We start from the raw sequence: 24,351 nt of genomic DNA on the forward strand, positions 1-24,351 counted from the left end.
TTAACCATAACCACACTTCGGTGTGGTTATTTTGACCTCGGGGAAATATCGTGCAGCGAGTTGCGATAATTTTAGTGTGCCTGCTTCTACAAGCGTGCTCATCCACCACTAAAGGGTTGGGCACAACCCTCTGGAATAGCGTGCTTGGCGAAGATGGCGTACAGCTCACGGATGACGACATCCAGAACATGCCTTATGCCAGCCAGTATGTCCGGCTGAACAACGGACCCCAGCTGTTTGTCGTGCTGGCGTTTGCCGAAAACGGCCAGCAAAAATGGGTAACCCAGGACCAGGCGACGCTGGTGACGCAAAAAGGGCGACTGGTAAAAACCCTGCTCGGCGGCGACAACCTGATTGACGTCTCTAACCTTTCCGCTGACCCGCTGGCAAAGCCGAATCAAATCATTGACGGCACAGGCTGGACGCGCACCATCGGCTGGACCGAACACAAGCGCGTGCGCTATGCCACGGCCCGCTCCACCTTTAGCTGGGATGGCAATGACACCCTGACCGTGGGCAGCAGCGTGACGCCGGTGCGCGTGCTCGTTGAAGAGGTCGAAACCGATCATAAAAGCTGGCGCAATCGCTACTGGATAGATAGCGAGGGCATTATCCGCCAGTCGCAACAGTACCTTGGTGCAGACTATTTTCCTGTCACCATGACATTGATTAAGGCAGCGAAAGAATGAAACACACAGCACTCGCTTCGCTCATTTTCTGCCTCTCTTCCACCGCGGTTCTCGCCGATGCCACGGTCACTGTGATGCAGGGACCGGGCGTCGCGCCGCTGACCATTAGCGGTGCCAAAAGGCTGGCGGATGTGGTTTCCCAGCCGGCGCTGGCGCGCACCTGGTGGCCGGGAGCGGTAATTAGCGAACGCCAGGCGACGGCCGTGGCAGAGCAGCAGCACAAGCAGCTACTGAATACGCTGCGCCAGGTGGCCGCCGAAGAGGGTGGGGATGACGGCGCGGCAATCAACAGCCTGCGTGCCCAGCTTGAGGCGATCAAGGTGACCGGGCGGCAGATTGTCAATCTCGACCCCGATCGGGTACGCGTGCGCCAGCAGGATAACGTACCGGTAGAGGGGCAGTATCAGCTGTGGGTCGGGGCGCAGCCCTCCACGGTAACGATGTTTGGCCTGATCAATAAGCCTGGCCGCGTCACCTTCTCCGCGGGCCGCTCGGTGGTGGACTATCTGGATGATGTCAGCCTGTTGAGCGGCGCAGAGCGCAGCTATGCCTGGATTATTTATCCGGATGGACGGACGGAGAAAACGCCGGTGGCGTACTGGAACCGACGTCATGTCGAGCCGATGCCCGGCAGCATCATTTTTGTCGGCTTCGCGGATTCCCTGTTTAGCTCCACCTGGGAAGACCTCAATGCGCAAATCCTTCGCTCTCTGACCCATCGGATACCGGATTGATGAAAAAGACCTGTCTCTACAGCGTGCTGGCGCTCGCCGTTTCGGCAGCCTGCCACGCTGAAACCTTGCCGCCGCCGGTTGGCCCGTCGCAGTCTGACTTCGGCGGCGTTGGCCTGATGCAGACGCCCACCGCGCGTATGGCGCGCGAGGGTGAAATCAGCCTTAACTACCGCGATAACGATCAGTACCGCTACTACTCCGCCTCGGTGCAGCTGTTCCCGTGGCTGGAAACCACGCTGCGCTACACCGATGTGCGTACCCGTGATTACAGTAACGTTGACTCCTTCTCCGGCGACCAGACCTATAAAGATAAAGCCTTCGATCTCAAACTGCGCCTGTGGGAAGAGGGCTACTGGCTGCCGCAGGTGGCGGTGGGCGCGCGCGATATCGGCGGTACCGGCCTGTTTGATGCCGAATACCTCGTTGCCAGCAAGGCCTGGGGGCCATTCGACTTTACGCTCGGCATGGGCTGGGGCTACCTCGGCACCAATGCCAACGTCCGTAACCCGTTCTGCTCCTACAGCGATAAGTTCTGCTATCGCGACGGCAGCTATCAGCGCGCCGGTTCCGTAGACAGCAGCGACATGTTCCACGGCCCGGCGGCGCTGTTCGGCGGGATTGAATACCAGACGCCGTGGCAGCCGCTGCGCCTGAAGGTCGAGTACGAAGGCAACAACTACAGCGAAGAGTTCGCTGGCAAGATTGAGCAGAAGCGCAAGTTCAACGTCGGGGCCATCTATCGCGTCACCGACTGGGCCGACGTTAACGTCAGCTACGAGCGCGGAAACACCGTGATGTTCGGGGTGACGCTGCGCAATAACTTCAATGACCTGCGTCCGTCGTATAGCGACAACGCGCGTCCGGCATATCGTCCGCAGCCGCAGGATGCGATCCTTCAGCACTCGGTGGTTGCCAACCAGCTTACCCAGCTGAAATACAATGCCGGGCTGACCAACCCGCGGATTCAGGTGAAAGGCGACACGCTGTATGTCACCGGCGAACAGGTGAAATACCGTGATTCGCGCGAAGGCATCGAACGTGCCAACCGCATCGTGATGAACGATCTGCCGGACGGGGTGCGCACTATCCGCATCACGGAAAACCGTCTCAATATGCCGCAGGTGACGACCGAGACCGATGTCGCCAGCCTGAAGCGTCATCTGGAAGGTGAGCCGCTGGGTCACGAAACTGAACTGGTGCAGCATCGCACCACGCCGATCGTGCCGGATCAGACCGATCAGGGCTGGTACATTGAGAAGAAGGACTTTGATATTCACTTTGACCCGGTGCTGAACCAGTCCTTCGGCGGCCCGGAAAGCTTCTACATGTACCAGGTTGGCCTGATGGGCACCGCTGACTGGTGGCTGACCGACCACCTGCTGACCACCGGTAGCCTGTTTGGCAATATCGCCAACAACTACGACAAGTTCAGCTACAGCGACTCGCCGGGCGACTCCTCGCTGCCGCGCGTGCGTACTATGGTGCGTGAGTACGTGAAGAACAACGTTTACGTCAACAACCTTCAGGCCAACTACTTCCAGTATCTGGGAAATGATTTCTACGGCCAGGTGTACGGCGGTTACCTGGAAACCATGTACGGCGGTGCCGGTGCCGAAGTGCTGTGGCGTCCGGTGGACAGCAACTGGGCGCTGGGCGTCAACGCCAACTACGTGAAGCAGCGTGACTGGCGTAGCGCGCAGGACATGATGAAATTCACCGACTACAGCGTGAAAACCGGTCACCTGACCGCCTACTGGACGCCGCCGTTTGCGCAGGACGTGCTGATCAAGGCCAGCGTCGGCCAGTATCTGGCAGGCGATAAGGGCGGCACGCTGGAAGTGGCGAAGCATTACGACAGCGGCGTGGTCGTGGGGGCGTATGCCACTATCACCAACGTGTCGGCGGAAGCCTACGGCGAAGGGGAGTTCACCAAAGGGGTGTACGTCTCTGTGCCGCTGGATCTGTTCACCGCCGGGCCAACCCGTAGCCGCGCGGCTATTGGCTGGACGCCGCTGACGCGTGACGGTGGTCAGATGCTGGGTCGTAAGTTCGATCTCTACAGCATGACCAGCGACAAGAGCATTAACTTCCGTTAATCAGTGAACAGCCCTCTCTCCGGAGAGGGCTGTTCATGTCTTACTTTGTCAGCCATCTCAATAACTTCACCTGCTTTCATCTCTTTTCGAATAACCGCGTTTGTCCCTCCACGCTCCTGCGGTAAACGCACACTAAAGATAAGCAAATAATGTGGATCTGGATCACACTTTTACCGTATAACGGATTTCCCGATTCGGTTAATAAAGGTGCGCTATGTCCTCAATGCTCCCGTCTTCACGCCCGCGCGTTGAGTGGGTCTCTTCCATCCTGCAAACGGTGCTTAACCTGGCGCTGTTATGCCTCGGGATCATCCTGATTATCTTTCTGGGTAAAGAGACGCTGCACCTCGCTGACGTGCTGTTCAGCGACGGGGAAAAAATCACCAAGTATGAGCTGGTGGAAGGGCTGGTGGTCTATTTCCTCTATTTCGAATTTATCGCGCTGATCGTGAAGTACTTCCAGTCCGGGTTCCACTTTCCGCTGCGCTATTTCATCTATATCGGCATCACGGCCATTATCCGGCTGATCATCATCGACCATAAATCGCCGATGGATGTGCTGATCTATTCCGGGGCCATCCTGCTGATGGTGATCACGCTCTGGCTGTGTAACTCTAAACGCCTGAAGCGAGAATAAAAAAAAGCGGCCCGCAGGCCGCAACAAACATCATAGTAAGGGATAACAGAACGCGCAGTGGCACAGCTTAACGATAACAAGGTCAACCTTTAACGCCGCCCGCCGTCAGCCCGCTGACCAGCCAGCGCTGGGCCAGCAGGAACACCACGGTAATCGGGATGGCAGAGAGCACCGCCGCTGCTGCGAAGTCGCCCCACAGGTAGTTCTGCGGATTGAGATACTGCTGCATCCCCACCGCCAGCGTGTAGCTGTTCACGTCACGCAGCAGCAGCGAAGCAACCGGCACTTCGGTAATCGCGGCAATAAATGACAGAATAAACACCACTGCCAGAATCGGCACCGACAGCGGCAGCAGCACCAGACGGAACGCCTGCCACGGCGTCGCGCCATCCAGCGCAGCAGCCTCTTCTAGCGACCCGTCAATGGTTTCGAAATAGCCCTTAATCGTCCAGACATGCAGCGCGATGCCGCCCAGATAGGCGAAGATCACGCCGCCGTGGGTGTTTAGCCCGATAAACGGAATGTACTGGCCGAGACGGTCAAACAGCGCGTAGAGCGCCACCAGCGACAGCACCGCGGGGAACATCTGGAAAATCAGCATCCCTTTCAGCAGCGTCGCTTTACCGGGGAAACGCATACGGGCGAATGCATAGGCGCAGGTGGTCGAGAGCGCGACAATGCCAATGGCGGTGATCGCCGCGACCTTAATCGAGTTCCACAGCCACAGCAGCACCGGGAACGGCGGCGGGGTGACCCTGCCATCGGCGTGCTCAACGCTGAATCCCAGCGCCAGCCGCCAGTGCTCCCAGGAGATCTGCTCCGGGATCAGGCTGCCCGTGGCGAAGTTGCCCGCGCGCAGCGAGATGGCAATGACCATCAGCAGCGGAAACATAATGGCCGCGATAAACAGCAGCAGTCCGGCATGCGTTATCAGCAGGCGCAGCTTTTGAGATTTGGGTTGAACCATAGCCATCGTATTTCTCCTCAATCAAACTTCATGCGTGTGGCTTTGAGATTCACAATCGCCAGCGCACCCACCAGCAGGAAGATCAGCGTGGCGATCGCGGCCGCCAGCCCGAAGTCCTGGCCGCCGCCGCCCTCGAAGGCGATACGGTAGGTGTAGCTCACCAGCAGATCGGTATAGCCCGCCGGCGTGGTGGTGCCGAGGCGATCCGGCCCGCCGTTGGTCAGCAGCTGGATCAGCACGAAGTTATTAAAGTTGAAGGCAAAGCTGGCGATCATCAGCGGCGTCAGCGGCTTGATCAGCAGCGGTAGCGTAATTTTGAAAAAATTCTGGAACGGACCCGCGCCGTCCATCGCCGAGGCTTCATAGAGATCGTCCGGAATCGCTTTCAGCAGCCCCATGCAGAGGATCATCATGTACGGATAGCCAAGCCAGGTGTTAACGATTACCACCATCGCGCGGGCGGTGTTCGGGTCGCTGAACCAGGCGGGTTTGATGCCGAACAGGCCGCTCAGCATCATGTTGATCTCACCGAAGCTCTGGTTGAACAACCCTTTGAAAATTAGGATCGAGATAAACGACGGCACCGCGTAGGGCAGGATCAGCAGCACGCGGTAAATGGCTTTGCCCTTCAGGGATTCCCACTGCACCAGACACGCCAGTACCATCCCCACCGCCACGGTCAGCACCACCGTTAACAGCGAGAACACCACGGTCCAGACGAAGATCGCGATAAACGGTTTCTGGATGCCTTCGTCAACGAAGACGCGCATGAAGTTATCCCAGCCGATAGTCACCGTATAACCCGGACTGAGCTTGTCGCCCGCCCAGCCGCCATCGGCGTTCACCGACTCGTAGAAGCCAATGTCATTATTGGGCTGATACTTCACGCCGCTCTGGTTGTTGGTCAGCGTGCCGTTATCGGCCAGAGTATAGAGCGGGCGCGTACCGGAGAACTGACGCAGGGAGCTCATCACCAGTTCGCTCTCGTCCGGAAGCCGGGCGGTGATCTGGCTCAGCGCCTGGCGGTTCTGGGTGATCGCGCGCAGCGTAGCGCGTTCGCCGGCGGGCAGGGCGTCGGCCTCGTTCAGGGTTAACGTCTGCTCGCCGCCAAATGTAAAGGCGTCGGAAAGATAGTATTTGCCGCTGTCGCCATCGGTCAGCGCCAGCTGCCAGGCATCGCCCGACGGATAGAGGCCAAAGCTGTAGCTTTTCCCGGCCTGATACTGACGATCCAGCAGCACCTGTTGCGCGCGCTCCTGGGTGAGCTGGTTGGTGCTACTGTAGTTGGTGAAGGCAATGGCAATGGTGCAGACCAGCGGGAACAGAACGAACAGCCCCATGCCGGCAAGGCCAGGATAGACATAGCGCCAGGCGTAGGTTTTACGTCTGGCGAAAATATAGAGCCCCGTGGCGCTGAGCAGCAGCGTCATGATGGCAAACAGGTACTCCCCCTGGGCGTACATCAGAACGACAAGATATCCCACCAGCAGGCCGAGCAGCGCGATAACCGACCATTTGAGCGTATCGCTTTGCCACCAGTGGGTCTTTCTTACAACATCCATGGGGTTCTTCCTCTACAACTGTGAATACTGACGTCAGGTGCGCTGCGCTTACCTGACCTACGGACCACGCCGCAGGACCAGGCGGGTGAGCGGAACGCCACCCGCCGTGTTGCTTACTTCGTTACGCGTCCCTGGGCGTCTTTCAGCGCTTCATCTACAGACTGGCGACCGCTCACGGCGTTGATCACCGCGGTGCGAACCGCATACCAGAAGGCAGACATCTGCGGCACGTTCGGCATAATTTCGCCTTTCTGCGCGTTATCCATGGTGGCGGCAATGCGCGGATCTTTCGCCAGCGTCTCCTGGAAGGACTTCAGCGCGACTGCACCCAGCGGTTTGTCTTTGTTCACCATGTCGAGGCCGTCATCGGTCAGCAGGTAGTTTTCGAGGAACTCCTTCGCCAGCTCTTTGTTCGGGCTGGCGGCGTTGATACCGGCGCTCAGTACCCCAACGAACGGTTTCGACGGCTTGCCTTTGAAGCTCGGCAGCAGCGCAACGCCGTAGTTAACCTTGCTCTTATCGATGTTGCTCCACGCCCACGGACCATTGATGGTCATTGCGGTTTCGCCCTTGTTAAAGGCGGCTTCAGCGATGGAGTAATCGGTGTCGGCGTTGATGTGTTTGTTTTTCACCAGCTCAACCAGGAAGCCAAGACCCGCCTTCGCGCCAGCGCTGTCCACGCCCACGTCTTTCACATCGTATTTGCCGTTCTCAAACTTGTAGGCGTAGCCACCGTCTGCGGCAATCAGCGGCCAGGTGAAGTACGGTTCCTGCAGGTTGAACATCAGCGCGCTCTTACCTTTCGCCTTCAGCTCTTTATCCAGCGCCGGGATCTCTTCCCAGGTTTTCGGCGGGTTGGCGACCAGATCTTTGTTATAGATGAGCGACAGCGCTTCGACGGAGATCGGATAGGCGATCAGCTTGCCGTTATAGCGCACGGCGTCCCAGGTGAACGGGTAGAGCTTGTCCTGGAACGCTTTATCGGGGGAAATTTCTGCCAGCAGGCCAGACTGCGCGTAGCCGCCGAAACGGTCATGCGCCCAGAAGATAATGTCCGGGCCGTCGCCGGTCGCGGCCACCTGCGGATACTTCTCTTCCAGTTTGTCCGGATGCTCTACGCTGACCTTAATACCGGTGTCTTTCTCGAATTTCTTACCAACCTCGGCCAGGCCGTTATAACCCTTATCGCCGTTAATCCAGATAACCAGTTTCCCTTCTTCAATTTTGGCAAGGGCAGAGGCCGGGAACATCATCGTTGTCAGAACGGACAAAGCGAGGATGCGCACGCCGGTTTTCATTTTCATAGATCCCATCCTTTTTGCTGAGTGCACATGGATATACAGGTGGTGGCTTTTACAGGGCACAGTCTGCGCATCTGGCAAGCGCTTCTCATCCTCCTGTGGCCTACGCCCCACCGTCTGGTTGTGTGATCCCGGCTCCATAAAATGGAGTTATGTGTCCAGGCGCACACAAAAAGGCGCGGAAAATTAAAACCTTCGTCACGAAAATCGCTGTCGCCGCGCCTGGCCGGTGGCAGACGTCCGGCCCTCATCCTCCCGCCTCCTCCCCCATAAAAAAGCATGGGGGTGGAGGATTACCTGAACCGGGTCAGCTCGCATAGTCACGGCATTGTTGTTTTTGGCTGACCGTTGTAACGAAGGGAGAAAGGCATGGCGAGCGTGCAGTTGCGGAATGTAACGAAGTCCTGGGGTGACGTGGTGGTATCGAAAGATATCAACCTCGACATTCAGGAAGGGGAGTTCGTGGTATTTGTCGGGCCATCTGGCTGCGGCAAATCAACGCTGCTGCGCATGATTGCCGGGCTTGAAACCATCACCAGCGGCGATTTGCACATTGGTGCTACGCGCATGAACGATGTCCCGCCCGCCGAGCGCGGCGTCGGCATGGTGTTCCAGTCCTATGCGCTCTACCCGCATCTTTCCGTCGCGGAGAACATGTCTTTCGGCCTGAAGCTGGCCGGTGCCAAAAAAGATTTGATTAATCAGCAGGTCACCCAGGTCGCTGACGTGCTGCAGCTCGGACATTTGCTGGATCGCCGTCCGAAAGCGCTTTCCGGCGGGCAGCGCCAGCGCGTCGCCATTGGCCGTACGCTGGTGGCGCAGCCGCGGGTGTTCCTGCTGGATGAACCGCTGTCGAACCTGGATGCAGCGCTGCGCGTACAGATGCGCATAGAGATTTCCCGTCTGCATAAGCGACTCGGGCGCACCATGATTTACGTCACCCACGATCAGGTCGAAGCGATGACGCTGGCCGACAAAATCGTGGTGCTGGATGCCGGGCGCGTGGCGCAGGTCGGCAAACCGCTGGAGCTGTACCACTATCCGGCAGATCGCTTTGTCGCGGGCTTTATCGGCTCGCCGAAGATGAACTTCCTGCCGGTGAAAGTGACAGCCACCGCTATCGATCAGGTGCAGGTTGAGTTACCGAACCGTCAGCAGGTCTGGCTGCCGGTTGACAGTGAAAACGTGCAGGTGGGTGCCAACATGTCGCTGGGCATTCGTCCTGAACATCTGCTGCCCAGCGATATCGCTGACGTCACGCTGGAAGGCGTGGTGCAGGTTGTCGAACAGCTCGGCCACGAAACGCAGATTCATATCCAAATTCCGGCCATTCGTCAGAACCTGGTCTACCGCCAGAATGACGTGGTGCTGGTAGAAGAGGGTGCCACATTCGCCATCGGTTTGCCGCCAGAGCGTTGCCATCTGTTCCGTGAAGATGGAACCGCGTGCCGTCGGCTGCATAAAGAGCCAGGCGTTTAAGCATTCCATAACAAAAGAAAAGCAAGGTCTCAGGAGACAGAACGATGATTACTCTGCGCAAACTCCCTCTGGCAGTGGCTGTAATGGCCGGCATTTTCGCCGCCCAGGCATCCGCTGTTGATTTCAAAGGCTACGCCCGTTCCGGTATTGGCTGGACTGGCGGCGGCGGTACGCAACAATGTTTCCAGGCAACCGGTGCCGATGCCAAGTATCGTCTTGGTAACGAGTGCGAAACCTACGCTGAAATTAAGCTGGGCCAGGAAGTGTGGAAAGAGGGCGATAAGAGCTTCTACTTCGACTCGAACATTGCCTATAAATCCGATCAGATCAACGACTGGGAAGACAGCAATACCCCAGCCATTCGCGAATTTAACGTCGTCGGTAAGGACCTGATCGATGCGCTGCCGGGTGCCAATATCTGGGCCGGTAAGCGTTTCTACCAGCGTCATGACGTGCACATGATCGACTTCTACTACTGGGATATTTCCGGCCCGGGTGCGGGTCTGGAAAACATCGACGTTGGTATCGGTAAGCTCTCCTTCGCGGCAACCCGTTCATCTGAGCAGGGTGGATCTTCCGCATTCGGCGATGTTGATCCAGAAACCGGTATCAGAACCTATAACAACGAAGTGCCGAACGATGTCTTTGACGTGCGTTTAGCTGGTATCGAAACTAACCCGAACGGCGCATTAGAGCTGGGCGTGGACTACGGTCACACTAACATTCCTGACGACTACTACCTTGAGCCGGGCGCGACCAAAGATGGCTGGATGTTCACCGCTGAACATACACAGACTATCGGCACTGGCTTCAACAAGTTCGTGGTGCAGTACGCTACCGACTCTATGATTTCTCAGGGTAAAGGCCAGGCGCGCGGTGGTTCTGTCGATAACGACGGCAGCATGATTCGCTTCCTCGACCACGGTTCAATCAGCCTGGGCGATGACTGGGACATGATGTACGTCGGTATGTATCAGGACACCGACCGTGACAACAATCGCGGCAACACCTGGTGGACCGTCGGCGTGCGTCCAATGTACAAGTGGACGCCGATCATGAGCACCCTGATGGAAGTGGGCTACGACAACGTGAAATCCCAGGAAGTGGGCGAGCGTAACAGCCAGTACAAAATCACCCTCGCGCAGCAGTGGCAGGCAGGCAACAGCATCTGGTCTCGTCCGGCTATCCGTGTATTTGCGACCTATGCCAAGTGGGATGAGAAGTGGGGCTACGTGAAAGCTGACAACGACAGCGCAACCTCCTTCGCGGCCACCAACGGCACCTTTACGCCGTTTGGCACCACCAGCCGTGGCGACAGCGATGAAGTCACCTTCGGCGCCCAGATGGAAATCTGGTGGTAATTCTGTGTCATGACCACATGAGGGGCGCTGCCCCTCATTCGTTAACCCTCAATTAAGTAAGAGCCTTAGTGAAGCGCGCTATTGCCTGGCTACCGCTTCACTTCATCATCTGAGGTCATCACAATGAAAATGAAAAAAAGCGTCATTGCACTCTGCCTGAGCGCAAGCCTGTTGGCCGTGCTGCCCGTAACCGGCTTCGCGGAAGTGAACATCGTGCCGCAGAATACCGCCGCCGCACCGGCCATCCCGGCCTCGGCGCTGCAACAGATTGTCTGGACCCCGGTTGCGCCGTCGCAAACCCAGACCGCCGTGCTTGCCAGCGCGGGTCAGTCGCTCAACGCACCTGGTATCAGCGGGAAAGTTGCCGCCTGGAGCGTCCCGGCTAATGTCGGCGAGCTCACCATCACCCTGACCAGCGTGGCCGATAAGCAGCGCAGCGTGTTCGCACCGAACGTGCTGGTGCTCGATGAGAATCTCTCTCCGGCGGCCTATTTCCCGTCGAGCTACTTCGAATACAAAGAGCCGGGCGTGGTGTCTGAAGACCGCCTGGAAGGCACCATCAAGCTGACCCCGGCATTAGGGCAGCAGAAGATCTATGTGCTGGCCTTTACCACACCGCAGGATCTCCAGCAGACCACCACCATGACCAACCCTGCGAAAGCCTATGCGAAGGGCGTAGGGAATGCGGTGCCTGACATTGCTGACCCGGTAGCGCGTCATACCGCTGACGGCACGCTGAGATTGAAAGTAAGTACTAACTCAGCCTCCAGTATTCTGGTTGGCCCGCTGTTTGGCTCCTCCGGCCAGGCATCGGTGACCGTGGGCAATACCGCTGCGCCCGCGCAGGCTTACAGCGCCCCGGCACCGGCCCAGGCTTATGCCGCACCCGCCCCGGCCAGCGTGCCAGCCCAGGCGCCAGCGCCGAAAGCGGCTCCGGTACTGAACGATACGGAAGCCTACTTCAATCAGGCCATCAAGCAGGCCGTTGCCAGTGGGGATGTCGATAAAGCCCTGAAACTGCTGAATGAAGCCGAGCGTCTGGGTTCCACCTCCGCCCGTTCTGTTTTTATCAGCAGTGTAAAAGGCAAGGGGTGATCGTTTCCCCACATTGCTGATGCTTGCAATACCTGGTGCGCTTCGGCGCACCCTTTTTCCTGTGGCGAACGCTTGCGTTATCCCTCACCTTTCCCCATCCTGTTCCGGTTCTGCGTTACAATGCTTGTTATGACGACTTCCGGAGTGAAACGCATGTCCCACCCTGCGCTGGCGGAGCTTCGCGCACTGTCCTTTTTTGATGAGATCCCCTCCCTGAGCGGCGAACTGCTCGACTGGCTGTTGCTGGAAGATTCCATGACCAAACGCTTCGAACAGCACTGCGAAAAGGTGAGCGTAATTGTCGTTAACGAAGGTTTTGTCGGCCCGGACATGGCGCGCGATGCCCTTGAGCTGCTGCCCGCAGAACCGCGTTACTGGCTGCGGGAGATCCTGCTGTGCGGTGATGGCGAACCCTGGCTTGCCGGGCGCACGCTGGTCCCCGAGTCCACCCTGAGTGGCCCGGAACTGGCGCTGCAGCAGCTTGGTACCACGCCGCTCGGGCGCTACCTTTTTACCGCATCCACCCTGACACGCGATTTTATTCAGGTAGGCCAGCGTGATGCGCTCTGGGGGCGACGTTCGCGCCTGCGCCTGTCAGGCAAGCCGCTGCTGCTGACCGAGCTGTTTTTGACAGCATCACCACTATATGAAGGGGAAAACTAATGGAGTGGAGTCTGACGCAAAGCAAGCTGCTGGCTTACCATCGGCTGATGCGTACTGACAAACCTATCGGCGCGCTGCTGCTGCTGTGGCCGACGCTGTGGGCGCTGTGGGTCGCTGCACCCGGCGTTCCGCCGCTGTGGATCCTGGCGGTGTTTGTCACCGGCGTCTGGCTGATGCGCGCCGCGGGCTGCGTGGTTAACGACTACGCCGATCGTAAAATCGACGGGCACGTTAAGCGAACCGCGCATCGTCCGCTACCGAGCGGGGCGGTGACGGAAAAAGAGGCGCGCAACCTGTTCATTATTCTGGTGCTGCTCGCCTTTGCGCTGGTGTTGACGCTGAACCTGATGACCATCCTGCTGTCGGTGGCTGCGTTGGGGCTGGCATGGATGTATCCATTCATGAAACGCTACACCCATCTGCCGCAGGTGGTGCTGGGCGCTGCGTTTGGCTGGTCGATCCCGATGGCGTTTTCCGCCGTCAGCGAAACGCTGCCGCTGAGCTGCTGGCTGATGTTCTTCGCCAACATCTGCTGGACCGTAGCCTATGACACCCAGTATGCGATGGTCGATCGTGACGACGACCTGAAAATCGGCGTGAAATCCACGGCAATCCTGTTTGGACGTTTCGACAATATGATTATCGGCATCCTGCAAATTATGGTACTGGCGCTGATGGCGACGGTAGGCTGGCTGAACGGGCTGGGCTGGGTGTTCTACGCTTCGCTGGCAGTGGCGGGCGCGCTGTTTATCTATCAGCAGCGTATCACCGCCGGACGCGAGCGCGAGGCCTGTTTCCGCGCGTTTCTGAACAATAATTACGCAGGGATGGCGCTGTTTATTGGTATTGCGGTCAGCTACCTGACGCGTTAATCCACCCAGCATGGGCTACGGAGATGAAAAAGGCGGGAGAACCCCGCCTTTTTTATTGGCTAACGTTCGGCTGTCAGCTGGTCTGCGCCGAGGCGCTTTCAATAGTCAGACGCACGTCAGAGGTCACCAGCTCGCCCAGCAGCTGGTAAATCGCCATGGTGCGGGTCGGATCGGCATCTCCGGTATCGCTGATGTAACCTTCGTCGCGCAGCGTCAGCACCAGCGTGCTGAAGACCGCTTTGTCGAAGAACTCCGGCGCGTTGATGCCGTGCAGCACCGACAGGCGCTGAGCCACGGTACGGCTCTCTTTTTCCAGCGTACCGCGGTTGATCGCCGGGTTAGCGCTCAGCAGCCAGAAGGTAATGGCGTAGCGCTGAAGCGTTTCCCGCACCCCGGCAGCCAGCAGCTGCAGCGTGCGTGAGCGTGCCGGATTAAGCTGAAGCTGCTCGCCGTTGGCGACGATTAACCCCTGCTGCAGCATCTCTTCCAGCAGGGCATCAATGACGCCACCCAGCTCTGATTTATCCCAGCGCAGGAACAGCTCGGTTTTCAGCATCGGATAGATAACTTCAATCTGGCTCAGCAGCGTTTCACGGCTGATGTTGCGGTGCTGGGTAACAATCGCGGCAATCAGCGATGGCAGCACCAGCATGTGCAGAATGTTATTACGGTAGTACGTCATCAGCACTGCCTGCTCGCGCGGCAGGATGATGATGTCGCCGATGGTATCTTTCTCAACTTCGAACTTGTTCATCTGCAGCGCGTGATCGATAAGCTCATCGGCGGTGGCAGCAGGCACGGTCGCGTCCGCGGCATACGGCACGTTACGCAGCAGGCTGAGATAGCAGTTCAGCTGCTCGGTAAGCTGTTCGCGGGTCAGCGAACGCTGGCGTGACGCAAGCAGGGCTGTGCAGCAGAGGTTCATGGCGTTAGCCGCACCGGCGTTGTTGATGCGCACCATCAGTTCACCGGCAATGCCGTTGACGGTTGGCGTCAGCCACGCCGGACGTATCGCTTCGATCGGGTCAACCGATTCGCGCCACTCCGGCACGTTATCATTCAGCCATGAGGTCAGCGACATCGGCTCGCCGAAGTTGACATAGCCCTGGCCGAGATTGCGCAGCTTGCTCAGCCCGCGCACCATCTGCAGCAGGCTCTCTTTCTCTTTCGTAGCGCCGCGCAGCTCTTTGGCATAGGTGCCCACTTCCATGACGTGCTCGTAGCCGATGTAAATCGGCACCAGCGTAATCGGACGAGTGCCGCCGCGCAGCATCGCCTGAATGGTCATCGAAAGCGTGCCGGTTTTCGGATCCAGCAGGCGACCGGTACGGGAGCGTCCGCCTTCCACGAAATATTCAACCGAGTAGCCGCGGCTGAACAGTTCGCCGAGGTACTCACGGAACACCGTGGAATAGAGCTTGTTGCCTTTAAAAGTACGACGGATAAAGAACGCGCCCAGACGGCGGAAAATCGGGCCAGCGGGCCAGAAATTCAGGTTGATGCCCGCAGCAATGTGTGGCGGTACCAGCCCCTGGTGATAGAGCACGTAAGAGAGCAGCAGATAGTCCATATGGCTGCGGTGGCAGGGCACATAGACGATCTCGTGACCGTCGTGGGCCAGCTGACGTACGCGCTCAGCGTTATGAACGTTGATGCCCTGATAGAGACGGTTCCAGGTAAAGCCCAGCACGCGATCGCTCACGCGAATAGCTTCATAGGAGAAGTCAGCCGCGATCTCTTCCATCAGCGCGACGGCATTCTGCTGCGCCTTTTCATGGGAGATCTTTTTGGTACGCGCTTCGTCCTCTACCGCACGGGCAATCGCTTTTGACGCCAGCAGCTTATTGAACAGATCCTGACGCACCGGCAGGCGTGGGCCAACGGTGGCCAGACGCTGGCGGGCAAAATGCATACGCGCCACGCGCGCCAGCTTTTGCGCGATAATTTTATCGGTGCCGTGTTCGGTGGCCATGCGGCGCAGCGAAACCGGCGGCGAGAAGCGCACAAAGCTATCGCGCCCCAGCCAGGAGATAGCGACGAACTTCTGAATGCCGTTCAGCATGCGCAGCGGCGGGTTAACCTCGCCCTTTTCGCGGCCCGGAGAGCGGCCAAACATCACCGAAACCGGCACCATCTGCACATCGAGATTCGGGTTGCTGCGGTGTAAATCCAGATAGTCGTGGAAGAGCTTAATAGACTCTTCTTTCGGCGTGTAATAGGTGAATACGCGCGGCCCGCTGTGAATGAACACGTAGCGCGGCAGAATAGCGCCGTCGATTTCCAGCGGTTCAAGCGGGTCGGGTAAATCATGCGCCAGGCATTGTTCGCGCAGCGCCAGCAAATCTGCCTTAGAGTTATAGGGCAGCACATACATAATAGGGCGAGAGGTATCCAGCCCTAATTCGGCGCAGGGGTCTGCCGGAATAGACTTGGTCTTTACCAGGACGCTTAATGGTAAATTCAGTAATTTGTAGTAAATTCGTGGCCAACCGGACATAAACGATGTAAAGCCTCTGGTTAATAATGCAATCGCGCCGCAAGAATATCAGAATCCGTTGGGAATTTCTGTGCTGCGCTGAAGGCGACGTAAAAGCATTGACGCTCAGAATTCAAAAAGGTTTCTTTTCATGGCGAATAACACCACCGGGTTAACCCGTATTATCAAAGCTGCAGGCTACTCCTGGAAAGGATATCGCGCAGCATGGAAAAATGAAGCCGCCTTCCGCCAGGAGGCCGTCGCGGCAGTTGTGGCAATTGCGATTGCATGCTGGCTGGATGTTGATGCCATCACGCGCGTTTTGCTGATCGGTTCCGTTTTGCTGGTCATGATTGTCGAAATCCTTAATAGCGCCATTGAGGCGGTAGTGGACCGAATCGGGCCGGAATTCCACGAGCTTTCCGGGCGTGCCAAAGATATGGGGTCCGGTGCGGTACTGCTGTCTATCATCACCGCTCTTATCACCTGGGGCACGCTACTTTGGCAGCATTTGCGATAACCTTTCCAGAACGGGCCGTGTGTCTGGTTTTTTGCGCATTTTGTGGTTCCAAAGTCGCCTTTGACTGTATATACTCACAGCATAACTGTATATACACCCAGGGGGCGGAATGAAAGCGTTAACGACCAGGCAGCAAGAGGTGTTCGATCTCATTCGGGATCATATCGGCCAGACCGGCATGCCGCCTACTCGTGCGGAAATTGCAGCGCGTTTGGGGTTCCGTTCCCCGAACGCGGCGGAAGAGCACCTGAAAGCGCTGGCGCGTAAAGGCGTCATTGAGATCGTTTCAGGCGCATCGCGCGGCATTCGTCTGCTCATTGAAGAAGCTGAAGGGCTGCCGCTGATTGGTCGCGTTGCGGCGGGTGAACCGCTGCTGGCCTCCCAGCATATCGAAGGTCACTATCAGGTTGACCCTTCCCTGTTCAAGCCGAGCGCAGACTTTCTGCTGCGTGTCAGCGGTATGTCGATGAAAGACATCGGCATTATGGATGGCGATCTGCTGGCGGTGCATAAAACCGAAGAAGCGCGTAACGGCCAGGTTGTGGTGGCGCGTATCGAAGATGAAGTGACCGTAAAACGTCTCAAAAAACAGGGCAACATCGTTCAGCTGTTGCCTGAAAACAGCGACTTCGATCCTATCGTGGTTGACCTGCGCGAACAGAGCTTCACAATCGAAGGCCTGGCGGTGGGTGTGATCCGCAACGGCGAGTGGCTGTAACCTCCCTCTGATTTTAACCTCATGGCGCTGCGTGTTGCCGTGAGGTTAGCCTTCTGACCTCATTACCAGTTCGGGGCAGCATGTCGTTCTTCTCCTCCACTGATAAAGCGTTGTGGCGTCTTGCGCTGCCAATGATCTTCTCGAATATCACCGTGCCGCTGCTTGGCCTGGTGGATACGGCGGTGATTGGTCATCTCGACAGCGCAGCCTATCTTGGCGGCGTGGCGGTAGGGTCAATGGCCACCAGCTTCCTGTTTATGCTGCTGCTGTTCCTGCGTATGAGCACCACCGGGCTGACGGCCCAGGCCTTTGGTGCGAAAGACCCCGCCGGTCTGGCGCGGGCGCTGGTACAGCCGCTGATGCTGGCGCTTATTGCTGGCTTCGCCATTTTTCTTCTGCGTACTCCGCTTATCAATCTTGCGCTGCATATCACCGGTGGTAGCGACGACGTCCTGCTTCAGGCGCGCCGCTTTCTTGAGATCCGCTGGCTGAGCGCGCCCGCCTCGCTGGCAAATCTGGTGCTGCTCGGCTGGTTGCTGGGCGTGCAGTATGCCCGTGCACCGGTGATCCTGCTGGTGGTGGGTAACCTGCTTAACATCGTGCTCGACCTGTGGCTGGTAATGGGGCTGCAGATGAATGTGCAGGGCGCGGCGCTCTCAACGGTTATCGCCGAATATGTCACCTTTCTTATCGGCCTGCTGATGGCGTGGAAAGTCCTGCGGCTGCGGGGTGTCAGCGTAACCATGCTGAAAGCGGCATGGCGCGGGAATATGCGTAAGCTGCTGGCGCTTAACCGCGACATTATGCTGCGATCGCTGCTGCTCCAGCTCTGCTTCGGTTCCATTACCGTCCTCGGGGCGCGGCTGGGGGCTGAGGTGGTGGCGGTGAATGCTGTGCTGATGACGCTCCTCACTTTCACGGCCTATGCGCTCGACGGTTTTGCCTATGCGGTGGAAGCGCATTCCGGCCACGCGTTTGGCGCGCGCGATCGCTCTTCGCTGCTTGATGTCTGGCGCGCTGCCTGTCGGCAGGCGGGGATTGTCGCGCTGGCATTTGCCCTGGTCTATGCCTGTTTCGGTTCGACTATTGTCGCCATGCTGACCTCCATCGACAGCCTGCGGCAGCTTGCCGGGCACTATCTGCCGTGGCAAATCCTGCTGCCGCTGGTGGGTGTCTGGTGTTATCTGCTGGACGGTATGTTTATTGGCGCCACCCGTGGCCGGGAGATGCGTAACAGCATGGCGCTGGCCGCGCTGGGGTTTGCCCTGACGCTGCTGTCGCTTCCGCTGCTGGGTAATCATGGTTTGTGGCTGGCGCTGTGCGTCTTCCTGGCGCTGCGAGGTGTGACGCTGGGCTGGATGTGGCGGCGTTTCTGGCAACAAGACCGCTGGTTTACATAGTCAGTTACATCCCTTTACCGGGCTTTAAGCAGCCTCCAGCTTCCTGATTTTGCAGCCCTTTCATGGTCTTTTTTCATGCGTCAGGGGGTGAAAATGGTTAAATATTCCGAATCACCGCCCCGTTCCCGCAGGCTCGTCTACAATTATTATCACGTCCAGCAGGAAATGAGATGAATGTCAGGACGGTTCATAAACGCAATCTCATAAACCGAACGATGAGGACATTATCATGAATAAAGACGAAGTCGGCGGTAACTGGAAACAGTTCAAAGGTAAAGCGAAAGAACAATGGGGTAAATTAACCGACGATGACATGACTGTCATTGAAGGTAAGCGCGATCAGCTGGTTGGTAAGATCCAGGAGCGCTACGGCAACAGCAAAGACGAGGCTGATAAGCAGGTTACTGACTGGGAAACCCGTCATAACTATCGCTGGTAACGCACGCTAACTCAATTGTGCTGACCCTCGGGGCCTACCCAGCCCAGGTACAAGGATGTACCACTTAACCCCTTCATTACTTCCCGCGCTTTTTTCCCTGCACTGAATGGTCATGATCGCATGCACCCGGATGGCGGCAGGCTTCAACTTCAACACAGCCAGAACACAACCCGTGTGCTTCAATCACATTGTGGCGCAAGGCAAAGCCCATCCGCGCCGCGACGGCCTGGAGAATATCTTCTACCCCATCCGCACTCTGCTCTTTCACCTGCCCGCAGCGATCGCAAATGTACATCGCTGAGGTATGGGTCGGCTGATCGATCAGATGGCACAGCACATAGCTGTTGGTGGATTCCACCTTATGCACAAACCCCTGCTCAAGCAGAAAATCCAGCGCGCGATAAACGGTGGGCGGCTTGGCCTGCGGTTCGCTCTCGCGCAATAAATCCAGCAGATCGTAAGCGCTGATTGCCCCTTTTTGCAGCGTCATCAGACGCAACACTTCAAGGCGCTGTGGCGTCAGGCGCACATTACGCTGCAGACAGAGCTTTTCAGCCTGCGTTAACACGTTTTGAGATGTGGTCATATCCATCAGCAACCTCCGGGAAAAGTAGGGTGTTACTTTATCACAAAGCTGATAAAACTCCGAGACAGCACTTCTGTTCGGTGCCGCTCAACCATTCGCGAGGTTAATGATGAAACGTCCTGAATTTATCCGCCACTGGCGCGAACTTGAAGGGAAAGACGATTCGGCCTATCCGGATAGCCCGGAGTTGTTCTCCATCGGCGCACCGCTGGCGCGAAGCCTCGGTCTCTCGCGGCTCGGGATCCATCACGAACGCCTGCCACCGGGCCGCCGTACTTCTTATCCTCATGCCGAAAGTGCGGAAGAGGAGTTCGTGTTTGTGCTGGAAGGGTTTCCTGAAGCATGGATCAACGGCGAGTTATGGCCGCTGGAGCCGGGCGACAGCATCGCTTTTCCTGCCGGAACAGGGATTTGCCATACCTTTATCAATAACACCGACAGCGAGGTTCGCCTGTTAGTTATTGGCGAAGCCAATAAATCCAGCAACCGTATTTATTACCCGTTAAACCCCGACTATGCCGCCACGCGTCCCGATCGCTGGATTGACCCTCCCCACCAGATTTTTACATCTCATAACGGCAAACCTTCACGAAAATGAAACCCTCGTCTATATACATTGAGTAACATAAAAAAAGTACAGGGAAGTCGGGAACTTTTTGGGTCATACCCGTTTTGATTCGGTAACACAGCAATCACCAACCTCTGGCCGCTTGAAAAGGCGGGGGTATAAGTCTTCATCTGATAATAAGACGGTACACTGTGAAAAAAATAATCAAACCTTCGGTGATATCTATCGCACTTTCATTGGTACTTGCGCACCAGGCAAATGCAGCAAATAACTGGGCGGAAGCACGTAACGATGCGATGGGCGGAACGGGCGTTGCGTCAGCCCGCTATGGCAGTGGTGTGTTAATCAACCCGGCGTTACTGGCGAAAGCCAACCCCGAGGATGACATTACGGTGATCTTGCCTTCGGTTCAGGCGCAAATTACCGATCCGGATAATCTGCGTGATGAAATCGATGAGATTAACGATCGTATTGATTACTACGACGATATCGTTGACAGCCTGGGGCCAGAGGATCTGCTGAATATCGGCACCCGTTTCCGCCAGTTCCAGGGCGCAGCGGGCGAGCTGGCAGACAAGCTTGAATATCTTGATGGTAAATCGGCTCGCGCCAGCGCTGCGGCAGGCGTGGCGGTGAGCATTCCGAACGATGTCTTGTCAGTGGCATTTGTTACCAAAGCTTATGCCCACGCGCGCATCAGCTCGGACGTCGATCCGAACGACATCACCTATCTGCGTAATATCCAGAATAACGATCTATTCGCCGGGGGCGAGATCCTCGACGCGGTGATTAACGGCGGAGATGCCATCACCGACAACCTGCGCTCGTCGGCATTTGGTCGTGCAGCTATCGTCACCGATTACGGCGTGGCGGTGGCGAAAAAGTTTGATATCGGCGGTGTGCCGGTCTCCCTGGGCGTGACGCCGAAACTGCAGCAAACCTGGCTGTATAACTATTCCGCGTCCATCTACAACTACGACAGCAGCGATCTGCGTAACAGCCGCTATCGTAAGGATGACACCGGCTTCAACGTTGACGCTGGTATCGCGGCCGATCTCAGTGAGAACTGGAGCGTCGGGTTAAGTGGGCAAAACCTGATGTCGCGCGACCTCGACACTAAAGAGGTTAACGGCTTCAAGGATACCTATCAGATCCGTCCGCTGGTGACCGCCGGCGTTTCCTGGCAAAACGATCTGGTTACGCTCAGCGCCGATGGCGATCTGACGCCAACCAAACACTTCAAGAGTGAAGATGACTCACAGTACGTTGGCGTCGGTGGCGAAATTCGTCCGCTGAGCTGGCTGGCGCTGCGTGCCGGTTACCGGGCGGACGTCAAAGATAACGATGCTGACGTCGTCACCGCCGGTGTGGGCTTTGCACCATTCGAAAAAGTACGTGTCGATCTCGCCGGGATGGTGGGTGAAGACGAAACCTGGGGGGCCGGGGCGCAGCTGAGCCTCACCTTCTGATGCGATGCCGGAGGCTCACGCCTCCGGTTCTTTTTTATGCTATAGTGCCGCCCCTGTTTTTGACCGGTAAACCGAACCTGTAGCCACTATGTTGCCTGAAAACCCCGTTTCGACTTTTCCCGCACACCGCTTTTCCATCGCGCCGATGCTCGACTGGACCGATCGCCACTGCCGCTATTTCCTGCGTCTGCTGACGCAGCATACGCTGCTGTACACCGAAATGGTCACCACCGGGGCCATCATTCACGGCAAAGGGGATTACCTGGCGTACAGCGAAGAGGAACACCCGGTCGCACTGCAGCTTGGCGGCAGCGATCCGGCGCAGCTGGCGCACTGCGCAAAGCTGGCCGAAGCGCGTGGCTATGATGAGATCAACCTTAACGTCGGATGCCCTTCTGACCGTGTGCAGAATGGTCGTTTCGGTGCCTGCCTGATGGGCGATGCCCAGCTGGTGGCCGACTGCGTAAAAGCGATGCGTGATGTGGTGTCGATTCCGGTTACCGTTAAAACCCGTATCGGCATTGATGAGCAGGACAGCTACGAATTTCTCTGTGACTTTATCGACACCGTCTCCGGGCGCGGCGAGTGTGAGATGTTTATCATCCACGCCCGCAAGGCTTGGCTCTCCGGCTTAAGCCCGAAAGAGAACCGCGAGATCCCGCCGCTGGACTACCCACGCGTCTGGCAGCTCAAGCGCGACTTCCCGCATCTGACGATGTCGATTAACGGCGGTATTAAAACCCTGGCCGATGCGAAATCGCACCTTGAGCATCTCGATGGCGTAATGGTCGGGCGTGAGGCCTATCAGAACCCCGGTATTCTGGCGACGGTTGACCGTGAGATCTTCGGCGTGGCGGGCAGCGACCGCGACCCGTTCGACGTCGTACGCGCTATGTATCCCTATATCGAGCGTGAATTAAGCCAGGGAACTTACCTCGGGCACGTCACCCGTCATATGCTCGGCCTGTTCCAGGGCATTCCCGGCGCACGCCAGTGGCGTCGTTATCTCAGCGAGAACGCCCATAAGCCAGGGGCTGATATTCAGGTGCTGGAGAACGCGCTGCAGCAGGTTGCAGGTCGGCGTTAATCACGCTAAAAGATAGTGAATTTGACCACGCCCTGTGCTTTTGCACGGGGCGTTTTGTTTGTTAATCAACACGTTATTTCTGGCACGGATCTTGTAATAACCCCGTATCATTTTCAGGAGGACAAGAACCATGCTGGAGCTACTGTTTGTGGTGGCGTTTTTTCTGGTGCTGCTGGGTACCGGCGTTTCGCTGTTCGGCATTCTGGCGGCGTTGATTCTGGCAAGCGTGGTGATGATGCTGGGCGGGCTGTTCGCGCTGTTTATTCAGATGCTGCCGTGGCTGCTGCTGGCGGTGATCGTGGTGTGGATCGTGCGAGCGATAAAAAGACCCGATTCAACGCGTTATTACAAAAAGCGTCGCTGGCGTTACTGATTCCTGAGCGCTTGATCACATCTTTGTAACCTGGTGTGCAGTTTGGCGGGTGCAGAATAGGATTTACGGCGGCAATCTGTCACTATGCACCGGCTGTAACGCAAATTCATCGTTCTGTACCCTACATACAGACGAACAAAAAGAAAAGGGCTTCCTTCGGGAAGCCCTGATTATTTATGGGATCAGCAGGCTCGATCCCTGAGTGGCACGGCTCTCCAGCGTTTCGTGGGCGCGCTGCGCATCCGCGAGCGCAAAGCGCTGACTCTCCGGCACTTCAACTTTGATAACCCCACTGGCAATCAGCGAGAACAGTTCGGCGCTGGCTTCGTCCAGCTCCTCGCGGTTGGTAATGTAGCCCTGAAGCGAAGGGCGGGTGACGTAGAGCGAGCCTTTCTGATTGAGAATGCCGAGGTTCACGCCGGTGACCGCGCCGGAAGAGTTGCCGAAGCTCACCATCAGCCCGCGGCGCTGCAGGCAGTCGAGGGACGACTCCCAGGTATCTTCCCCTACCGAGTCATACACCACGCGCAGCTTTTTACCGCCGGTCAGTTCGCGTACCCGTTCGCCGACGTTCTCTTCCCGATAGTTGATGATCTCCCAGGCTCCGGCCTGCTTCGCCCGCTGCGCCTTCTCGGCGGAGCCGACGGTGCCGATAAGCTTCGCACCCAGCGCTTTTGCCCACTGGCAGGCGATAAGCCCCACGCCCCCGGCGGCGGCATGGAACAGAAACGGCTCGTCCGGCTGGATCTCGTAGGTTTTACGCAGCAGATAAAACACCGTCAGCCCTTTCAGGAACGAGGCCGCCGCCTGTTCGAAGGAGATCGCGTCCGGCAGCAGCGCCGCTTTGTCAGCCGGCACGTTATGCACCGAACTGTACGCGCCCAGCGCGGACTGCGCGTACACCACGCGGTCACCCGCTTTAAGGTGCTTTACGTCGCGACCGACCTTGCTGACAACACCAGCGGCTTCGGTGCCAAGACCCGCCGGCAGGGCCGGAGGAGGATAAAGCCCGCTGCGGATATAGGTATCGATATAGTTAATACCGATCGCTTTATTCTCTACCTGAATCTCATGGGCAGCGGGGTCGGCTGGGGTAAACTCCACGGCGTTAAGTACCTCAGGCCCACCATGCTTGTGAAATTCGATACGTGTTGCCATGTCTCCTCCGGTGTCATATCGTTGTGCGGCGGCGATACCCGTCACCCGGTCGCATCACGGCCAATGCCGCATGTAACCTGATTCAACAAGGGTATATAATG

The 24,351-nt window shown here is 57.4% G+C and carries 23 protein-coding genes; 17 read left to right on the forward strand and 6 right to left on the reverse strand.

The window, feature by feature from the left end; translation table 11 throughout:
* Nucleotides 1–50 precede the first annotated feature (50 nt).
* The 4 genes from ET34_RS0109055 (at nucleotide 51) to psiE (ending at nucleotide 4,156) form a co-directional block, all read left to right on the forward strand.
* The gene (locus ET34_RS0109055; protein WP_031521364.1) at nucleotides 51–689 is read left to right on the forward strand and encodes a YjbF family lipoprotein; all 639 of its coding nucleotides are present in this window, start codon (nucleotides 51–53) and stop codon (nucleotides 687–689) included.
* Nucleotides 686–1,423: a capsule biosynthesis GfcC family protein gene (locus tag ET34_RS0109060; RefSeq protein ID WP_031521365.1), complete on the forward strand. Its 738-nt coding sequence runs from the start codon at nucleotides 686–688 to the stop codon at nucleotides 1,421–1,423. Before ET34_RS0109055 ends, ET34_RS0109060 begins: the two co-directional genes overlap by 4 nt.
* Nucleotides 1,423–3,519 (forward strand): YjbH domain-containing protein, encoded by a 2,097-nt coding sequence (locus tag ET34_RS0109065; protein ID WP_031521367.1) that lies wholly within the window; start codon nucleotides 1,423–1,425, stop codon nucleotides 3,517–3,519. The genes ET34_RS0109060 and ET34_RS0109065 overlap by 1 nt, the downstream gene beginning before the upstream one ends.
* 223 nt (nucleotides 3,520–3,742) lie before the next feature.
* On the forward strand, nucleotides 3,743–4,156 hold the full coding sequence (psiE, locus tag ET34_RS0109070; protein WP_031521369.1) for a phosphate-starvation-inducible protein PsiE: 414 nt from the start codon (nucleotides 3,743–3,745) through the stop codon (nucleotides 4,154–4,156).
* An 82-nt stretch (nucleotides 4,157–4,238) separates the two neighbouring features.
* Here the strand turns inward: psiE and malG are convergent, their stop codons facing one another.
* The 3 genes from malG to malE all read right to left on the reverse strand — a co-directional run bounded on the left by malG (nucleotide 4,239) and on the right by malE (nucleotide 7,989).
* Nucleotides 4,239–5,129: a maltose ABC transporter permease MalG gene (gene malG, locus ET34_RS0109075; RefSeq protein ID WP_031521371.1), complete on the reverse strand. Its 891-nt coding sequence runs from the start codon at nucleotides 5,127–5,129 to the stop codon at nucleotides 4,239–4,241.
* A gap of 11 nt (nucleotides 5,130–5,140) precedes the next feature.
* Nucleotides 5,141–6,685, reverse strand: a complete 1,545-nt coding sequence (malF, locus tag ET34_RS0109080) for a maltose ABC transporter permease MalF (RefSeq protein WP_031521372.1) — start codon at nucleotides 6,683–6,685, stop codon at nucleotides 5,141–5,143.
* A 113-nt stretch (nucleotides 6,686–6,798) separates the two neighbouring features.
* Nucleotides 6,799–7,989: a maltose/maltodextrin ABC transporter substrate-binding protein MalE gene (gene malE / locus ET34_RS0109085; protein WP_031521374.1), complete on the reverse strand. Its 1,191-nt coding sequence runs from the start codon at nucleotides 7,987–7,989 to the stop codon at nucleotides 6,799–6,801.
* Between the two features lie 366 nt (nucleotides 7,990–8,355).
* Between malE and malK the strand changes: the two genes are divergently transcribed.
* The 5 genes from malK (at nucleotide 8,356) to ubiA (ending at nucleotide 13,456) form a co-directional block, all read left to right on the forward strand.
* Nucleotides 8,356–9,465, forward strand: coding sequence for a maltose/maltodextrin ABC transporter ATP-binding protein MalK (malK, locus tag ET34_RS0109090; protein WP_031521376.1), 1,110 nt, complete (start codon nucleotides 8,356–8,358; stop codon nucleotides 9,463–9,465).
* A gap of 44 nt (nucleotides 9,466–9,509) precedes the next feature.
* Nucleotides 9,510–10,826, forward strand: coding sequence for a maltoporin (locus tag ET34_RS0109095; protein WP_031521378.1), 1,317 nt, complete (start codon nucleotides 9,510–9,512; stop codon nucleotides 10,824–10,826).
* 123 nt (nucleotides 10,827–10,949) lie between these two features.
* Nucleotides 10,950–11,921: a maltose operon protein MalM gene (malM, locus tag ET34_RS0109100; RefSeq protein ID WP_031521379.1), complete on the forward strand. Its 972-nt coding sequence runs from the start codon at nucleotides 10,950–10,952 to the stop codon at nucleotides 11,919–11,921.
* A gap of 153 nt (nucleotides 11,922–12,074) precedes the next feature.
* The gene (gene ubiC / locus ET34_RS0109105) at nucleotides 12,075–12,584 is read left to right on the forward strand and encodes a chorismate lyase (RefSeq protein WP_031521381.1); all 510 of its coding nucleotides are present in this window, start codon (nucleotides 12,075–12,077) and stop codon (nucleotides 12,582–12,584) included.
* On the forward strand, nucleotides 12,584–13,456 hold the full coding sequence (gene ubiA, locus ET34_RS0109110; RefSeq protein ID WP_031521383.1) for a 4-hydroxybenzoate octaprenyltransferase: 873 nt from the start codon (nucleotides 12,584–12,586) through the stop codon (nucleotides 13,454–13,456). Before ubiC ends, ubiA begins: the two co-directional genes overlap by 1 nt.
* A gap of 73 nt (nucleotides 13,457–13,529) precedes the next feature.
* On the opposite strand, the gene plsB is transcribed toward ubiA, so the two are convergent.
* Nucleotides 13,530–15,953 carry a glycerol-3-phosphate 1-O-acyltransferase PlsB gene (gene plsB / locus ET34_RS0109115; RefSeq protein WP_035891079.1) on the reverse strand — a complete coding sequence of 808 codons (2,424 nt, stop codon included), beginning with the start codon at nucleotides 15,951–15,953 and terminating at the stop codon, nucleotides 13,530–13,532.
* Nucleotides 15,954–16,083: 130 nt separating this feature from the next.
* On the opposite strand from plsB, the gene ET34_RS0109120 reads away from it, so the two are divergent.
* From ET34_RS0109120 to ET34_RS0109135, 4 genes are all read left to right on the forward strand, one after another.
* Nucleotides 16,084–16,452 carry a diacylglycerol kinase gene (locus tag ET34_RS0109120; RefSeq protein WP_031521386.1) on the forward strand — a complete coding sequence of 123 codons (369 nt, stop codon included), beginning with the start codon at nucleotides 16,084–16,086 and terminating at the stop codon, nucleotides 16,450–16,452.
* A gap of 109 nt (nucleotides 16,453–16,561) precedes the next feature.
* Entirely contained in the window at nucleotides 16,562–17,170 is a 609-nt protein-coding gene (lexA, locus tag ET34_RS0109125; protein WP_031521388.1) for a transcriptional repressor LexA, read from the forward strand.
* An 80-nt stretch (nucleotides 17,171–17,250) separates the two neighbouring features.
* Nucleotides 17,251–18,570: an MATE family efflux transporter DinF gene (gene dinF / locus ET34_RS0109130; protein WP_031521390.1), complete on the forward strand. Its 1,320-nt coding sequence runs from the start codon at nucleotides 17,251–17,253 to the stop codon at nucleotides 18,568–18,570.
* A 229-nt stretch (nucleotides 18,571–18,799) separates the two neighbouring features.
* Nucleotides 18,800–19,009 (forward strand): CsbD family protein, encoded by a 210-nt coding sequence (locus tag ET34_RS0109135; protein ID WP_031521392.1) that lies wholly within the window; start codon nucleotides 18,800–18,802, stop codon nucleotides 19,007–19,009.
* 76 nt (nucleotides 19,010–19,085) lie between these two features.
* Here the strand turns inward: ET34_RS0109135 and zur are convergent, their stop codons facing one another.
* Complete coding sequence (zur, locus tag ET34_RS0109140) at nucleotides 19,086–19,601, reverse strand: zinc uptake transcriptional repressor Zur (protein WP_031521394.1); 516 nt, start codon at nucleotides 19,599–19,601, stop codon at nucleotides 19,086–19,088.
* 103 nt (nucleotides 19,602–19,704) lie between these two features.
* On the opposite strand from zur, the gene ET34_RS0109145 reads away from it, so the two are divergent.
* From ET34_RS0109145 to pspG, 4 genes are all read left to right on the forward strand, one after another.
* Nucleotides 19,705–20,193 (forward strand): cupin domain-containing protein, encoded by a 489-nt coding sequence (locus ET34_RS0109145; protein WP_031521395.1) that lies wholly within the window; start codon nucleotides 19,705–19,707, stop codon nucleotides 20,191–20,193.
* A gap of 161 nt (nucleotides 20,194–20,354) precedes the next feature.
* The gene (locus tag ET34_RS0109150; protein ID WP_031521397.1) at nucleotides 20,355–21,632 is read left to right on the forward strand and encodes a conjugal transfer protein TraF; all 1,278 of its coding nucleotides are present in this window, start codon (nucleotides 20,355–20,357) and stop codon (nucleotides 21,630–21,632) included.
* A gap of 88 nt (nucleotides 21,633–21,720) precedes the next feature.
* On the forward strand, nucleotides 21,721–22,719 hold the full coding sequence (gene dusA, locus ET34_RS0109155) for a tRNA dihydrouridine(20/20a) synthase DusA (RefSeq protein ID WP_031521399.1): 999 nt from the start codon (nucleotides 21,721–21,723) through the stop codon (nucleotides 22,717–22,719).
* 130 nt (nucleotides 22,720–22,849) lie between these two features.
* Nucleotides 22,850–23,092: an envelope stress response protein PspG gene (gene pspG, locus ET34_RS0109165; RefSeq protein WP_031521400.1), complete on the forward strand. Its 243-nt coding sequence runs from the start codon at nucleotides 22,850–22,852 to the stop codon at nucleotides 23,090–23,092.
* A 174-nt stretch (nucleotides 23,093–23,266) separates the two neighbouring features.
* Here pspG and ET34_RS0109170 read toward each other — a convergent pair whose 3' ends face one another.
* Nucleotides 23,267–24,250: a quinone oxidoreductase gene (locus ET34_RS0109170; protein ID WP_031521402.1), complete on the reverse strand. Its 984-nt coding sequence runs from the start codon at nucleotides 24,248–24,250 to the stop codon at nucleotides 23,267–23,269.
* Nucleotides 24,251–24,351 lie beyond the last annotated feature (101 nt).

This window comes from Siccibacter colletis, from assembly GCF_000696575.1.
Lineage (GTDB): Bacteria > Pseudomonadota > Gammaproteobacteria > Enterobacterales > Enterobacteriaceae > Siccibacter > Siccibacter colletis.

Excerpts from the sequence above, each read along its gene's own strand:
- ET34_RS0109060 (WP_031521365.1), top strand. The coding sequence starts at position 686 with ATGAAACACACAGCACTCGCTTCGCTCATTTTCTGCCTCTCTTCCACC.
- ET34_RS0109065 (WP_031521367.1), top strand. The coding sequence starts at position 1,423 with ATGAAAAAGACCTGTCTCTACAGCGTGCTGGCGCTCGCCGTTTCGGCA.
- psiE (WP_031521369.1), top strand. The coding sequence starts at position 3,743 with ATGCTCCCGTCTTCACGCCCGCGCGTTGAGTGGGTCTCTTCCATCCTG.
- malG (WP_031521371.1), bottom strand. The coding sequence starts at position 5,129 with ATGGCTATGGTTCAACCCAAATCTCAAAAGCTGCGCCTGCTGATAACG.
- malF (WP_031521372.1), bottom strand. The coding sequence starts at position 6,685 with ATGGATGTTGTAAGAAAGACCCACTGGTGGCAAAGCGATACGCTCAAA.
- malE (WP_031521374.1), bottom strand. The coding sequence starts at position 7,989 with ATGAAAATGAAAACCGGCGTGCGCATCCTCGCTTTGTCCGTTCTGACA.
- malK (WP_031521376.1), top strand. The coding sequence starts at position 8,356 with ATGGCGAGCGTGCAGTTGCGGAATGTAACGAAGTCCTGGGGTGACGTG.
- ET34_RS0109095 (WP_031521378.1), top strand. The coding sequence starts at position 9,510 with ATGATTACTCTGCGCAAACTCCCTCTGGCAGTGGCTGTAATGGCCGGC.
- malM (WP_031521379.1), top strand. The coding sequence starts at position 10,950 with ATGAAAATGAAAAAAAGCGTCATTGCACTCTGCCTGAGCGCAAGCCTG.
- ubiC (WP_031521381.1), top strand. The coding sequence starts at position 12,075 with ATGTCCCACCCTGCGCTGGCGGAGCTTCGCGCACTGTCCTTTTTTGAT.
- ubiA (WP_031521383.1), top strand. The coding sequence starts at position 12,584 with ATGGAGTGGAGTCTGACGCAAAGCAAGCTGCTGGCTTACCATCGGCTG.
- plsB (WP_035891079.1), bottom strand. The coding sequence starts at position 15,953 with ATGTCCGGTTGGCCACGAATTTACTACAAATTACTGAATTTACCATTA.
- ET34_RS0109120 (WP_031521386.1), top strand. The coding sequence starts at position 16,084 with ATGGCGAATAACACCACCGGGTTAACCCGTATTATCAAAGCTGCAGGC.
- lexA (WP_031521388.1), top strand. The coding sequence starts at position 16,562 with ATGAAAGCGTTAACGACCAGGCAGCAAGAGGTGTTCGATCTCATTCGG.
- dinF (WP_031521390.1), top strand. The coding sequence starts at position 17,251 with ATGTCGTTCTTCTCCTCCACTGATAAAGCGTTGTGGCGTCTTGCGCTG.
- ET34_RS0109135 (WP_031521392.1), top strand. The coding sequence starts at position 18,800 with ATGAATAAAGACGAAGTCGGCGGTAACTGGAAACAGTTCAAAGGTAAA.
- zur (WP_031521394.1), bottom strand. The coding sequence starts at position 19,601 with ATGGATATGACCACATCTCAAAACGTGTTAACGCAGGCTGAAAAGCTC.
- ET34_RS0109145 (WP_031521395.1), top strand. The coding sequence starts at position 19,705 with ATGAAACGTCCTGAATTTATCCGCCACTGGCGCGAACTTGAAGGGAAA.
- dusA (WP_031521399.1), top strand. The coding sequence starts at position 21,721 with ATGTTGCCTGAAAACCCCGTTTCGACTTTTCCCGCACACCGCTTTTCC.
- pspG (WP_031521400.1), top strand. The coding sequence starts at position 22,850 with ATGCTGGAGCTACTGTTTGTGGTGGCGTTTTTTCTGGTGCTGCTGGGT.
- ET34_RS0109170 (WP_031521402.1), bottom strand. The coding sequence starts at position 24,250 with ATGGCAACACGTATCGAATTTCACAAGCATGGTGGGCCTGAGGTACTT.